This is a genomic window from Peterkaempfera griseoplana, assembly GCF_001418575.1.
GTDB classification, from domain to species: domain Bacteria; phylum Actinomycetota; class Actinomycetes; order Streptomycetales; family Streptomycetaceae; genus Peterkaempfera; species Peterkaempfera griseoplana.
The window spans coordinates 1-13295 of sequence record NZ_LIQR01000269.1; the positions used below are offsets into that span (position 1 = coordinate 1).

13 protein-coding genes and 1 pseudogene are annotated in these 13295 nt (G+C 73.7%); 6 read left to right on the plus strand and 8 right to left on the minus strand.

Features of this window, described 5'->3' with window-relative positions:
• Positions 1 to 503: suppressor of fused domain protein (locus tag AOK09_RS20470; protein ID WP_055588680.1), on the minus strand; the 503-nt coding region annotated here is incomplete at its 3' end.
• A gap of 650 nt (positions 504 to 1153) precedes the next feature.
• Between AOK09_RS20470 and corA the strand changes: the two genes are divergently transcribed.
• The gene (gene corA, locus AOK09_RS20475; protein WP_055588671.1) at positions 1154 to 2266 is read left to right on the plus strand and encodes a magnesium/cobalt transporter CorA; all 1113 of its coding nucleotides are present in this window, start codon (positions 1154 to 1156) and stop codon (positions 2264 to 2266) included.
• A 40-nt stretch (positions 2267 to 2306) separates the two neighbouring features.
• On the opposite strand, the gene AOK09_RS20480 is transcribed toward corA, so the two are convergent.
• Positions 2307 to 3164 carry a DMT family transporter gene (locus AOK09_RS20480; protein WP_055588681.1) on the minus strand — a complete coding sequence of 286 codons (858 nt, stop codon included), beginning with the start codon at positions 3162 to 3164 and terminating at the stop codon, positions 2307 to 2309.
• A gap of 258 nt (positions 3165 to 3422) precedes the next feature.
• Here AOK09_RS20480 and AOK09_RS20485 point away from each other — a divergent pair, with 258 nt between their 5' ends.
• Positions 3423 to 3986 carry a hypothetical protein gene (locus AOK09_RS20485; protein WP_055588682.1) on the plus strand — a complete coding sequence of 188 codons (564 nt, stop codon included), beginning with the start codon at positions 3423 to 3425 and terminating at the stop codon, positions 3984 to 3986.
• A 34-nt stretch (positions 3987 to 4020) separates the two neighbouring features.
• Here AOK09_RS20485 and AOK09_RS20490 read toward each other — a convergent pair whose 3' ends face one another.
• Complete coding sequence (locus AOK09_RS20490; protein ID WP_055588672.1) at positions 4021 to 4758, minus strand: hypothetical protein; 738 nt, start codon at positions 4756 to 4758, stop codon at positions 4021 to 4023.
• A 280-nt stretch (positions 4759 to 5038) separates the two neighbouring features.
• On the opposite strand from AOK09_RS20490, the gene AOK09_RS20495 reads away from it, so the two are divergent.
• The 3 genes from AOK09_RS20495 to AOK09_RS20505 all read left to right on the plus strand — a co-directional run bounded on the left by AOK09_RS20495 (position 5039) and on the right by AOK09_RS20505 (position 8233).
• The gene (locus AOK09_RS20495; protein ID WP_055588673.1) at positions 5039 to 6325 is read left to right on the plus strand and encodes a magnesium transporter MgtE N-terminal domain-containing protein; all 1287 of its coding nucleotides are present in this window, start codon (positions 5039 to 5041) and stop codon (positions 6323 to 6325) included.
• Between the two features lie 121 nt (positions 6326 to 6446).
• The gene (locus AOK09_RS20500; protein WP_055588683.1) at positions 6447 to 6983 is read left to right on the plus strand and encodes a DUF1003 domain-containing protein; all 537 of its coding nucleotides are present in this window, start codon (positions 6447 to 6449) and stop codon (positions 6981 to 6983) included.
• Positions 6984 to 7063: 80 nt separating this feature from the next.
• Positions 7064 to 8233, plus strand: coding sequence for an Mrp/NBP35 family ATP-binding protein (locus AOK09_RS20505; RefSeq protein WP_055588674.1), 1170 nt, complete (start codon positions 7064 to 7066; stop codon positions 8231 to 8233).
• Positions 8234 to 8315: 82 nt separating this feature from the next.
• On the opposite strand, the gene AOK09_RS20510 is transcribed toward AOK09_RS20505, so the two are convergent.
• The 5 genes from AOK09_RS20510 to sigE all read right to left on the minus strand — a co-directional run bounded on the left by AOK09_RS20510 (position 8316) and on the right by sigE (position 12886).
• Positions 8316 to 8981 carry a hypothetical protein gene (locus AOK09_RS20510; protein WP_055588675.1) on the minus strand — a complete coding sequence of 222 codons (666 nt, stop codon included), beginning with the start codon at positions 8979 to 8981 and terminating at the stop codon, positions 8316 to 8318.
• A 165-nt stretch (positions 8982 to 9146) separates the two neighbouring features.
• Positions 9147 to 9557: a sec-independent translocase gene (locus tag AOK09_RS20515; protein WP_055588676.1), complete on the minus strand. Its 411-nt coding sequence runs from the start codon at positions 9555 to 9557 to the stop codon at positions 9147 to 9149.
• A gap of 128 nt (positions 9558 to 9685) precedes the next feature.
• On the minus strand, positions 9686 to 11107 hold the full coding sequence (locus AOK09_RS20520; RefSeq protein WP_055588677.1) for a S1C family serine protease: 1422 nt from the start codon (positions 11105 to 11107) through the stop codon (positions 9686 to 9688).
• A 118-nt stretch (positions 11108 to 11225) separates the two neighbouring features.
• On the minus strand, positions 11226 to 12188 hold the full coding sequence (locus AOK09_RS20525; protein WP_055588678.1) for a zf-HC2 domain-containing protein: 963 nt from the start codon (positions 12186 to 12188) through the stop codon (positions 11226 to 11228).
• Complete coding sequence (gene sigE, locus AOK09_RS20530; RefSeq protein WP_055588679.1) at positions 12185 to 12886, minus strand: RNA polymerase sigma factor SigE; 702 nt, start codon at positions 12884 to 12886, stop codon at positions 12185 to 12187. The genes AOK09_RS20525 and sigE overlap by 4 nt, the downstream gene beginning before the upstream one ends.
• Before the next feature lie 223 nt (positions 12887 to 13109).
• Between sigE and AOK09_RS41350 the strand changes: the two are divergent.
• Positions 13110 to 13295, plus strand: a pseudogene (locus tag AOK09_RS41350) (hypothetical protein); the annotation flags it as partial.

Below are 13295 nucleotides of genomic sequence, written 5' to 3' on the forward strand. Positions count from 1 at the left end.
TCGGCGGGCTCCGGCAGCTCCAGATCCGCCACCAGACCGCCCGGTTCGGCCACCAGCACCGACTGGAACGGCGCCCCCTCCCACAGCGGGGCGCCCAGGTCCAGCGACGCCCCCGGGGCCACCACCAGCCCCTCCACCTGCGGTGACGCCGCCAGGGTCGCCAGCGCGCGCAGTACGCCGTCACAACCGCCGCGCACCGAGAGCACCAGCTCCGCGCGCGGGCCCCGGTGCGGATCCGCGACCGGGCTCAGCGGATCGGCCATCGGTGCGGCGGCCATGCCGAGGGTGGCGTAACGGACCACTGCGGAGTCCGCCGCGCCGGCCCCGGCCCCGGGGCCGAACCGCAGCACCTCGATGCGGTCGGCGCCGAGGAAGGTGACGGCCGCCCTGCCGCCGGGCTCCCCGAATGTGGTGAGCAACCTGGCCTCCACCGCGGCGAGCACCGCCTCGCGGGAGAGCGGGTCGGGGCCTGCGCCGGCAAAGCCTGGGTCATGAGGGGCCATGCATGCGAGGTTATCGGGCAGACTGAGGGAGGGCCGTTGCGGCCGTCCTGCGGCGCGCTGCACGCCTCGCCTGCTATGGTGGGTCGCTGGCCCGCGAAAGCGGACATGCCGCAGGGACCCCTGGCGGGGTCGATGCACCACGGCCTACCCGGCCGGGGCGCGGGTGAAACCCCACGACGGCATTTCCGCCGGCGGACGCAGTATGGCGCGCGCCGCGCGCGGTGAGGGACGAGGCTTTCCCCCAGCGGGGACCGGCCGAGGGAGGTGGTTGCGGGTGGATACCAGCCGACCGTGCAGTACCGGCAGCTCTCCCGTACCGGTGCCCTGCGGCCGCCCTCCTCGGATCTGAGGACCTGACAGCAACCGAACCACGGTTGGCAGCTGAGCCCCCCAAGGCTCGCGCCCCGATGTGTTCCTCCTCCCGGATCGGGAGTGCTCAGGCCCCCGTCCTGCGCTCCGAGGCAGTAGCGGATCGTGTTTTCTCCGGGCACGTACCACCGGACGGGAGAGCGCCGCCCCGGGCGCCGTGACGGTTCCTCACCTCCCCGGCGCCACCGCCAGGCGTTCCCCGCCGCCGCACTCCGGCACACCGCTGGGGCGACCCACCGCCCCGCCGGCAGTCGACGGCCCTGCCCGTGAAGGAGTCCGCCATGTCGATGATCCGCGACCTGCGCGCCGTCGTCCGCCCGCACCGCCGCCGCCCCGGCGCCGCCTACGACGGCAGCCTCTCCGAGCCGACCCCCAGCGCAGTGGTGGACTGCGCCGTGTACCGCGCCGGCAAGCGCGTCGGCGACAGCTGCTCGCCGCGCGAGGCGGTGCACCGGGTGCGGCTGGCCAACAGTGAGCCGACCGACGCCGACTGCTTCGTCTGGATCGGGCTGCACGAGCCCACCGAGGCGGAGTTCGAGGGCATCGCCAAGCGCTTCGGGCTGCACCCCCTGGCGGTGGAGGACGCCGTCCACGCCCACCAGCGGCCCAAGCTGGAGCGGTACGACGACGTGCTCTTCGCCGTCTTCAAGACCATCAGGTACGTGGAGCACGACCAGCTCACCCCCACCAGCGAGGTGGTGGACACCGGTGAGGTGATGGTCTTCACCGGCAAGGACTTCGTGATCACCGTGCGGCACGGTGAGCACGGCTCGCTGAAAGCGCTGCGCCGCCGGCTGGAGGAGGACGTCGAGCTGCTGGCCAAGGGCCCCTCCGCCGTGCTGCACGCCATCTCCGACCAGGTGGTCGACGACTACCTGGCGGTGGTGGACGAGCTGCAGACCGACGTCGACGAGGTGGAGTTCGACGTCTTCGCCACCCGGAGCGGCAAGAGCGCCGACATCGGCCGTGTCTACCAGCTCAAGCGTGAGGTGCTGGAGTTCAAGCGGGCGGCCGGCCCGCTGCTGCGCCCGATGCAGCTGCTCTCGGAGCGTCCCATGCGGCTGGTGGACCCGGACATCCAGAAGTACTTCCGCGATGTCGCCGACCACCTGGCGCGGGTCAACGAGCAGGTGTCCGCCTTCGACGAGCTGCTCAACTCGCTGCTCCAGGCCAATCTCGCGCAGGTCTCGGTGGCCCAGAACGAGGACATGCGCAAGATCACCGCCTGGGCGGCCATCTTCGCGGTGCCCACCATGATCACCGGTGTCTACGGGATGAACTTCGAGCACATGCCGGAGCTCAAGTCCCAGTACGGCTACCCGGCGGTGCTGGTGGGCATCGCGGTGGTCTGCTGCATGATGTACCGCGGTTTCCGCCGCAACGGCTGGCTCTGACGCCGGGTCGGCGGACCCGGGGGCCGGTCCGCGCTCCTGGTCAGCCGCGGCGGTTGGTACGGATCACCAGCACCAGGCCGGCCAGGATCAGCACCACCGCGGGATAGGCGGCGGCCGGGGGCAGCTGGCCCAGCCAGACGGCGGCGATCAGGGCGGCGCCGGGTGTCTCCAGCAGGATCGCGGTGGAGGTCACCGACGGCCCCAGGGTGCGCACCACCCGGTTGCTGAGCGAGTGACCCAGCAGCTGCGCGGTGGCGGTGAGCAGCACCAGCTTCCACCAGGTGCCCGCGTCCCAGCCGTGCAGCGCGGTACCGGAGACCAGCACCGCGACCAGCAGCAGCAGGGCGGTGGTGGCGTAGCAGAGCAGGGTGTACGCGGTGGTGGAGACCGTACGGCGGACCTCGGCGCCCAGCAGCAGATAGCCGGCCGCCGCCAGCCCCGCGGCCAGCGCCAGGGCGTCGCCGGACAGGGCCCGCAGGGAGAGCGAGAGGTCCACCCCGGTCAGCACCAGCACACCGGTGAAGGCGACACCGGTGCCGATCCACACCGCCGCGGGGGCGCGGTGGCCGCGCAGCCGCATGATCAGGGTGGCCCACAGCGGGGTGGTGGTGACCAGTGCGGTGGAGGAGGCCACCGAGGTCATGTGCAGACTGGGCAGCCAGAGCGCGAAGTGCAGGGCGAGCAGCAGGCCGGCGGCGAGGGTCAGCAGCAGCGCGCGGCGGCCGATGCCGCGCAGTTCGGCGCGGTGCCGCAGCAGGGCGTACGGGGCGAGGGCGCCCACCGCCATGGTGTTCCGCCAGAAGGCGATGGCCAGGGCCGGCGCGGCGGTGGCGCTGATCAGCGGCGCGGAGAGGGAGATGCCGCCCACCGAGACGGCGAGCAGCAGCAGGTCCGTCATCGGCAGCCGGTGCGGGTGGGTGACGGCGGCCGGCTGCGGGTGCCCTGGGAGGCCGTCCGCCGGCGGCGCCGCCGGGGCTCCGGCCGGAGTGGTGGGTGCGGTGTCGGGCCGGCCGGGCACGGTGCTCCTCGATGCTGTGCGTGGGGAAGGCGGTCGCTCCCAATGTAAGGGCCCAATCACCGCCACACCACTGTCGTCCGGTCCGCGGAGCGGGCACGAGGCTCGATCGCACCGGGTGTGCACCGTACGCTGTGCGGCATGGACCGTGTTGCTGCCGCACCCGCCCCGACGGCCGAGGAACTCTTCGACCCCGCCCTGGTGGAGGAGTCCGCCAAGAAGTCAGGACTGCTCTGGGTGACGGCGGACGACCGGGACGGCACCGGCGCCCCCAGCCGCCCGCTCTGGCACGCCTGGCAGGACGGCGCGGTGGTGGTCGTCGGGGACGGCGGCGAACAGCCCCTGCACGGGCTCGCGGACGGGCAGCGGGCGGCCGTGACGGTCCGCAGCAAGGACAAGGGCGGCCGGCTGGTGCGCTGGCAGGCGCGCGTGGTGCAGCTGGCGCCGGGCGGCGAGGCCTGGCTGGCCGCGGTGGAGGAACTCAAGGGCAAGCGGCTGAACGCCCCCGACACCGACACCATCGCCGACCGCTGGGCCCGGGAGTGCCGGGTGCTGCGCCTGGAGCCGGCCGGTCCGTCCGACGAGCACCCCGGGGCGATGCCGGACGGCTCGCACGCCGCGCCGCCGATGCCCTCCCCGGCCACCACCCGCCGGCCCGCCCCGGCCGGGCTCCCCAAGCTGCTGCTGCGCCGCCGCAAGGTCTGACGGCCGGACGACGCCCGAGCGGCCGGGCGCCCGGTCAGCCCTTGCCGGCGGTGGCGGAGCCGGTACCGAAGTCCAGCACCTGACCGGCGGGCGGGGGCGTCACGGTGAAGTCCCTGCCGTACTCGCTGAGGGTGAGGGTGCCGGCGTTCCCCGGACGGTCCACCTCGACCGGGAACGGGGTGCCCTGGAGGGAGACCCGCACGGTGCTGCCGCCGTCCGTGGTGACCGCGACCGTCCGCAGACCGTCGATCCGCCGGTAGTCCGCCTTGCGGGCCGGACCGCCGAGATCGGTGACGCTGCCCAGCAGCGCCGCCTTGTCGGTGAAGACGGACAGCTGACGGTACGACGGGTCGGTGGAGTGCACCCTGACGTACTTCCCCTGCAGCTTGGCCGAGGCCGCGGTGGAGTCCGAGCCCGCCGACGAGGTGCCCGACGAGGCCTCGCTGTAGAACGCGGCGTCACCCTTGACGTAGAGCTGGGAGCCGACCCGCAGCAGTTCGAAGGTGCGGGCGCCGCTGACCACCTCACCGGTGCCGCCGCCGGACTTCAGCCGCATGTCCAGCCGGTAGGTGGCCCCCGCGCTGACGACCGTGCCGGACAGGTGCACCGAGGAGGCGCCGAGGGCGGCCGCCCGCGCCTTGGCCGCGATGACGTCCGGGGCCTGCCGGCCGATGCCGTTGGTCCCCGCGTCCGGGTCGGGCGGCGGGCCGGAGCAGCCGGCGGCCAGCGCGACGACCGCGCAGACCGTCCCCAGGGCGGCGGTGCGGTGCATCGGCAGGTTCCTCCTGGAGTCGGGGCCGGCGGGACGCCAGCAAGCTACCGCAGCGTACGCGGGACCCGGCACCGCAGGTTCCGCTCGCGGGGCCCCGGAGGCGGCCCTTCACCGGACCTGCGCGGCCTGCTTGCCGGAGCCACACGCGGCGGGCCACCCGGCGGGCCCGCGCGAAGACGCCCGGGTAGCCTGGGCTGCACAACGGCGCGCGGGGGCAGGCGCGCGGTGCGGGCACGCAGAGCGGGCAGACCGGGCAGCCAGTAAGGAGACCGAGGAGGCCATGCCAGGTTCAGCCAACCGGGTCTTCATCTCCCACCTCTCCGGCACGGCGGTCTTCGACCCCAACGGCGACCAGGTGGGCCGGGTGCGTGACGTCGTGGTCTCCCTGCGCCTGGGCGGCAGACCGCCCCGGGTGCTGGGCCTGGTCGTGGAGGTGGTGAGCCGCCGCCGGATCTTCCTGCCGATGACCCGGGTGACCAGCCTGGAGTCCGGCCAGGTGCTCACCACCGGTGTGATCAACATGCGGCGCTTCGAACAGCGGGCCACCGAGACCCTGGTGGTGGGCGAGATGCTGGACCGCCGGGTCACCCTCACCGCCAGCGGGGAGCAGGTCACCGTCCTGGACGTGGGGATGGTGCAGACCCGGCTGCGGGAGTGGGAGATCAGCAAGATCTTCGTCCAGCGCGGCAAGGCGGGCCGGCTCCGCCGCCGGGGCGAGACCCTCACCGTCGACTGGTCCTCGGTCACCGGCTTCTCGCTGACCGAGGAGGGCCAGGGCGCGGCCAATCTGCTGGCCACCTTCGAGCAGCTGCGCGCCGCCGACCTGGCCAATGTGCTGCACCATCTGTCGGCCAAGCGCCGCGCCGAGGTGGCGGCGGCGCTGGACGACGAGCGGCTCGCGGACGTCCTGGAGGAGCTGCCCGAGGACGACCAGGTGGAGATCATCGGCAAGCTCAAGGACGAACGGGCCGCGGACATCCTGGAGGCGATGGACCCGGACGACGCCGCCGACCTGCTCTCCGAACTGCCGGACGACGAGGCCGAGCGGCTGCTGCGGCTGATGGAGCCGGAGGAGGCCGAGCCGGTACGCCGTCTGCTGAGCTACGAGGAGAACACCGCCGGCGGTCTGATGACCACCGAGCCGATCGTGCTGGAGCCGGACGCCACCGTGGCCGACGCACTGGCCCGGGTGCGCGTCGCGGACCAGAAGTCGGCGCTCGCCGCGCAGGTCTACATCTGCCGGCCGCCCAACGAGACCCCCACCGGCACCTACCTGGGGATGGTGCACTTCCAGCGGCTGCTGCGGGAGCCGCCGTACACCCTGGTCGGCTCGATCGTCGACCGCAATCTGGACCCGCTGCCGCCCGACACCCCGCTGCCGGTGATCACCAGCTATCTGGCCACCTACAACCTGGTGGCCGCGCCCGTGGTCGACGACGCCGACCACCTGCTGGGCGCGGTCACGGTGGACGACGTCCTGGACCACCTGCTGCCGGACGACTGGCGGGAGTACACCGTGCACGGCGAGGACCTGCCGCACGAGGAGGTGACCGGCGGTGGACGGTGAGCGCGGCGGACGGGGCCGCCGGGACCGGGACGAGGGCCGCTCCCGGCTCCAGAGCGAGCTGCGGGAACTGCGGGAACTCCGGGAGCTGCGGATCCGCGAGGGCGCCGGCTCCCCCGGCCAGATGGCCGCGGCCCGGGTGGGCGAGCGGGAGGAGCGCCGGCGGATCCGGCTGGACCAGCCGCGCAGCGGCCGGCGGGCCTGGGTGCGGCTGCCCGCGTACGACCCGGAGGCCTTCGGGCGGCTGTCGGAGCAGATCGCACGTTTTCTGGGGACGGGCCGCTTCATCGTCTGGATGACAGTGGTGGTGGTCGTCTGGATCGGCTGGAACAGCCTGGCACCCAGCCCGCTCCGCTTCGACCAGTACCCCTTCATCTTCCTCACCCTGGCGCTGTCCCTGCAGGCGTCGTACGCCGCACCGCTGATCCTGCTGGCGCAGAACCGGCAGGACGACCGGGACCGGGTCAACATGGAGCAGGACCGGGCACGCAGCGAGCGCAACATCGCCGACACCGAGTTCCTCACCCGGGAGGTCGCCGCGCTGCGCCTGGGCCTGGGCGAGGTGGCCACCCGGGACTTCCTCCGCTCCGAGCTGCAGGCGCTGCTGAAGGAGCTGGAGGAGCAGCGCAGGGAGCTGGCCCCCCGGGTCGAGGACGTCTGAGCCGCATCCGGGCGCCCGGTGTGACCCGCCGCACGCTACCGGCTGGTCGGGGGTCGCCGCAGGCGCCGTACCATCGGTGCATGGCCAATGAGACGCAGGGCGCGGCCGGCGGCGCGACGGCACTCGAGGAGTCCGTACGCGGTGCGCTGGCGACCGTCCAGGACCCGGAGATCCACCGCCCCATCACCGAGCTGAACATGGTGAAATCGGTGGAGATCGGCGACGGGGGCGCGGTGCGCGTCGCCGTCTGGCTCACCGTCTCGGGCTGCCCGATGCGGGACACCATCACCAGCCGTGTCACCGAGGCGGTGGGACGCGTCCCCGGCGTCACCGGCGTCGAGGTCGAGCTGGACGTGATGAGCGACGAGCAGCGCCGTGAGCTCTCCACCATGCTGCGCGGCGGCACGGCGGAGCGGGAGATCCCGTTCGCCAAGCCCGGCTCGCTGACCCGGGTGTACGCGGTGGCGTCCGGCAAGGGCGGCGTCGGCAAGTCCTCGGTGACCGTCAACCTGGCCGCGGCGCTGGCCGCCGACGGGCTCAAGGTGGCCGTGGTGGACGCCGACATCTACGGCCACAGCGTGCCGCGGATGCTGGGTGTGGAGGGCCGGCCGACCCAGGTCGAGAACATGATCATGCCTCCGTCGGCGCACGACGTGAAGGTGATCTCCATCGGCATGTTCACCCCCGGCAACGCCCCGGTGGTGTGGCGCGGCCCGATGCTGCACCGCGCACTGCAGCAGTTCCTGGCGGACGTCTACTGGGGCGACCTGGACGTGCTGCTGCTGGACCTGCCGCCCGGCACCGGCGACATCGCCATCTCGGTGGCCCAGCTGGTCCCCAACGCGGAGATCCTGATCGTCACCACCCCGCAGCAGGCCGCCGCGGAGGTCGCCGAGCGGGCCGGCACCATCGCCCTGCAGACCCACCAGAAGATCGTCGGCGTGATCGAGAACATGTCCGGCATGCCCTGCCCGCACTGCGGCGAGATGGTGGACGTCTTCGGCACCGGCGGCGGCCGGACCGTGGCCGAGGCGCTGACCCGGGCCACCGGCGCCGAGGTGCCGGTGCTGGGTGCCATCCCGATCGACATCCGGCTCCGCGAGGGCGGCGACGAGGGCAAGCCGGTCGTCCTCTCCGACCCGGACTCCCCCGCCGGTGAGGCGCTGCGCGCCGTCGCCGGCAAGCTGGGCCGCCGTGAGCGGGGCCTGGCGGGGCTCTCCCTCGGGCTCACCCCGCGCAACAAGTTCTGAGCGACCCGTTCCGGGCGCCACGCCCGGGCGCTCACGGCGCAGGGCCCCGCATGGCCGAGCCATGCGGGGCCCTGCGGCCGTGTCAGGAGGAGAAGCCGAGCGCGGTGGCTCCGGCCGGGCGCGGCTCGGTGTAGCGGACGATGTCCGGGACCGGGGCGAAGCCGAGACCGTAGGCGCTGATGCCCCGTCCGTAGGCGCCCAGCAGCACCCCGGGAGCCTCCCCGGCCAGCACCCAGCCGTACTCGGACTCGCGGTAGCGGAAGTCCTTGGGGGCGCCGGCCACCGGCAGGTTCAGCGAGGACCAGTTGGGGCCGTCCAGGTCGTCGGCCAGATCCCAGGCGATGGCGGTCTGCTGGTCCAGCCAGTCCTGCCGCAGGGAGCGGTCCAGCTGCCCGGGCCAGGTGGCGGAGAGCAGCCCCGAGCCGGCCAGCCACGCCGCGGAGGAGGCGGAGGTGGCCTCCAGCACCCCGGTGCCGTCGACGCTGCGCCGCACCGGGCGGCGGGCGACCGTCACCACGACGACGAAGCGGCGGGTGTCCGGCACCCCCTCGTACTGGCGGGCGGCGGGCTCGTCGCCGTGGCCGACCGAACCGTAGTCGACCGAGCCCTCGGCCACCGCCCCCACCTGCATCAGCCAGCGCGCCCCGGTCCAGCCGTCGTCCAGGCCGTACCAGGGGAAGTCCGCCGCCAGAAAGCCGTCGAGTGCGGCCGCCGGTGCCGCTCCCGCTGCACGACTCGTCGTGTCCATCCTGGGCCTCCTCAGACGACCTGTCACCGCTCCGGCGCGCGGTGCGCCGGGCCCCGCAGTCACAGACGATGCATCAGGGCAGAAAATAGGATAGCGACGGCGGTGCCGCCCTCCCGGCGTGTCGTGGAACCGGGTGTTTTCGGAGTGGCGGGTACTGCGCCCGGCTCAGGTGGCGTCCGGGTCGAACGGCGGGCGCTCCCCGGACGGCAGGTCGCCGCCGCCCTTGGTCATGTCCACCGTGCCCCCGGCCGTGCGGTGCGGCACCGGAGCCGGCTCGTCGTCCGCGTCCAGGTTCAGGTCGAAGCCGTTGCGGATCTCCTTGAGCCCCAGCTCGTCGCCGCCCAGCAGATTCTTGCGGACGAACGTCTTGGGGTTGAGGTCCTCGAACTCGAAGTCCTTGAACTCCGGGCCGAGCTCCTTGCGGATGTCGGCCTTGGCGTTGTCGGCGAAGGAGCGCACCTTGCGGATGAACGCCATGGTGTCCTGAATGACCTTGGGCAGCTTGTCGGGCCCGAAGACGATCACCGCGATGACGATGAGCACCAGCATCTCGGGCAGGCCTATGTCATTGAACACCCGGGACTCCCTGCAGCTGGACGACGTATGGGCACGACGGCGACTGCTCACCAGGGTAATGGCCTGGTGCCGGTACCGGGCAGGCCCCATGGTTAAGCGGTGGCAAACATGGGCCGGGCACCACCCGGTCAGCCCCCGGAGGCACCGTCCAGCCTGACCTTCACAGTGTGCCGGGCGGACCCCCGCTTCACCACCAGCTGAACGGTGTCACCCGGCCGGTGGCTGCGGATCAGCACCACCAGTTCGTCGCCGTCGTGCACCGGCCGCCCGTCGGCGGAGACGATCACATCGCCGGGCCTGATCCCCGCCCGGTCGCCGGGCCCGCCCGGAGTGACCGGGGCACCGCCGGAGGAACCGGACCGGGTGAGCACCTTGGCGCCGTCACCGGTGAACCGCATGTCCAGGGTCACCCCGATCACGGGGTGCACCGCCTTGCCGTCGTTCACCAGCTGCTCGGCGACGCGGCGGGCCTCGTTCACCGGGATGGCGAACCCCAGGCCGATGCTGCCGGCCTGCTTGTCGGCCTCCAGCGGATCGCCGGTGCCGCCGGACGCGGAGCGGATGGCGGAGTTGATGCCGATCACCCGGCCGCGCGCGTCCATCAGCGGGCCGCCGGAGTTGCCGGGGTTTATCGGGGCGTCGGTCTGCAGCGCGTCCACATAGGAGACGCCGTCGCTGTCCCCCTCGCCGCCTGCGGTGATGGGGCGGTGGGTGGCGCTGATGATGCCGGAGGTGACGGTGCCCTCCAGGCCGAAGGGCGCGCCGATCGCCACCACCGGGTCGCCGACCTGCACCCCGTCGGAGTCGCCCAGGGTGAGCGGCCGCAGCCCCGAGACCCCGCTGACCCGGATCACCGCCAGGTCGTACCCGGCGTCCCGGCCCACCACCGTGGCCCTGCGGGTCTGGCCGCTGTTGAAGGTGACGGTGATGGTGCCGGAGGAGGCCGCCGGGGAGACCACATGGTTGTTGGTGAGGATGCGGCCCTTGGTGTCCAGCACGAACCCGGTGCCGGTGCCCTCCGCCGCGGGGCCCTTGACGTGGATGTACACCACACCCGGCAGCGTGGCGTGGGCGATGCCCGCGACGCTGTCCGGAGCCCGGCCCACGGCGGTGTCGGAGATCTGCGGCAGGCTGATGTGCCCGCCCGTGCCGCGGTCCTGCAGAAAGGCGCCGATGCCGCCGCCGACGGTCCCGGCGAACAGGGCGAGCAGCACCGCGCCGACCACCAGCGGGCCGGTGCGCCGCGGCCCTGCGGGCGGCGGCGGGGCGGCCCAGCCGTCGAACCCGGCACCGCCCGCTGAGGGCGGACCCCAGGGGTCCCACTGCGGCAGCGGCCGCTCCCGGACGGCGGTGGCGACCCCCGGGGTCGCCACGGGCGCCGCAGGACGGGGCTCGTCACCGTGGGGCCGGTCTCCCTCGGCCAGGGTCCCGGCGCCGGATTCCCCGGGCACGGAGCCGGGTCCGGGGTCGGCGGCCGCGGGACGGTCGGGGTGGCTCCACCACTGCGGTGCACCGGTGGTCAGCCCTGCCCGGTCTTCCGTCGAGCTCATGCGTACTGCTGCTCCCCTGTAGGCACCGCGGCCCGCGGCGGCCGCCCCACGATTCAACCAGCCTCGCCCCCCGCCCCGACACCCGGTCGCAGGGACCGGTCCGCGGGGGCGGCCGCGGCTACCGCTCGGCGGAGCGGCCGGCCGTGGCCAGCGGGGAGGGGGTGGCGCCCGGGCTGCCGGGGGAGGCGCTGATGAAGTCGGGCAGCTGGGCCGGGACCGAGACCGGGTATCCGGCCCTGATCGGCACCCGCACCGGTGCGTTCAGCGGGGAGATCTCGCCGTTGCCCGAGCCGGTGTCGGCGACCGGGCTGACGCTGGAGCCGTAGGGCTCGTCGGTGGTGGTGTCCACACCGCCGAGCGCACCCAGGCCGCTCAGGGCCACCGCCGCGACCGAGAAGGCACCCGCCGCCGCGGCGGCGAAGGCGAAGCGGCGGCCGCGGGCCGCCGAGGGCCGCGGCGAACGCTCCACCGCCGTACCCGCGGGGCGCCCGTCCGGAGGGGCCACCATGGTGCGCAGCCGGGTGGACGTCCGCAGCTCCACCAGCGGTCCGGCCTGGGCCGCCCGGGGGTCCAGGCCCGGCAGCGGTGCCGCCGCGCCCAGGGCGCCGTTGCCGAAGGCCGCGCCGCCGCCGAAGGGGCCGCCGCCCGCGCCGCGGCCGAAGGATCCGCCGTCCAGCCGGCTGCTGCCGCCGAAGGTGCTGTCGCCGCCGTCCGGACGGTCCGCGCCGATCGCCAGCAGGCGGCCCAGCAGCAAGGCGGACGGCTCAGGAGTGACCGACTCGGCGAGCAGCTGCTTGACCGACCGTGCGTCCTCGGCCTCGGCGAGGCAGTCGGGGCAGGTGGCCAGATGCACCTGCACCCGGTCGCGAAGATCATGGTCCAGCTCGCCGTCGACGAAGCCCGCCAGCCGCTCGCCGAGGTGGTGCTCCTCGACGGACTGCTCGGCCGCGGGGCCGGTGCCCACATTGGTGAGCGCCACCACCGAGGCGATGCTCTGCGGCTCCTCCGGGCCTGCGCCGTCCTTGCCGACCGACTGGATCCTGCCGCGGCGCCCCGAACCGGTGTAGCGCTCTGCGCTCACGACCGCCCCCGGTCGCCGGACGGGGCGGGTCCTGCCGCCGCGGCGGCGGCCGGCGCGGTGTCGCCCGAACCGCCGCGCCGCACCCGGCCCGGGGCGGTGCCCGGGGCACGGTGCTTGAGGGCGGACCGCAGATGCGAGCGCCCGCGGTGGATACGGCTGCGGACGGTGCCGAGCTTGACGCCCAGGGTGGCGGCGATCTCCTCGTAGGACAGCCCCTCGATGTCGCAGAGCACCACCGCGGCCCGGAACTCCGGGGCCAGGGTGTCCAGCGCCTGCTGCACATCGGCGTCGAAGTGGTTGTCGTGGAAGTGCTGCGCCGGGCTGGGCTCACGGCTGGGCAGCCGCTCGGCGGCGTCCTCACCGAGGGCGTCGAAGCGGATCCGCTGGCGCCGGCGCACCATGTCCAGGAAGAGATTGGTGGTGATCCGGTGCAGCCAGCCCTCGAAGGTGCCGGGGGTGTAGGTGGAGAGCGACCGGAAGACGCGGACGAAGACCTCCTGGGTGAGGTCCTCGGCGTCGTGCTGGTTGCCGGTGAGGCGGTAGGCGAGCCGGTAGACCCGGGCGCTGTGCGCCTGGACGATCTCCTCCCAGGTGGGCGGAGTCCAGCTCTGCGCGTCGGCCCCCTGGATGAAGGCGGCCGTGGCTGCCGGCTGCGGGTCGGCGGACGGCTCGTCGGGGGTGTGCACAGGCTGGTTCATCACGGGCTCCGGCGTACGGGCCGACGCTGTGGTGCTGCGGAAGTGCCGCCGCACAGGGGCGCCGCCCTCAGCCACACCTCCTCGGTCGGCTCTTCTGCCCAGCAGGGCCACCACCATATCCGCCTCGCCCGTCAGTTCCGGATAAAGCCTGTCTGTGCACTCTGTGCGGCCGGACTCCGCCGACCGCACTCACGGGGGCCGTTCGCCCTCGTACAGCACCAACGTGCCGCCGTCGGACGCGGTTCCCGGGACGGCCAGTAACCTGTGGCTGGAAATATCGACATCAGCTTCGGCCAGGTCCCTGACGGAGGCAGCCATCACCGGCTTCGGGCTCGCGGGTGCGGCCCTCGCCGACACCTATGTCGGGGAGGACGACGCGCTGATCCGCGCCCGCGCCCGGGCGGCCCGC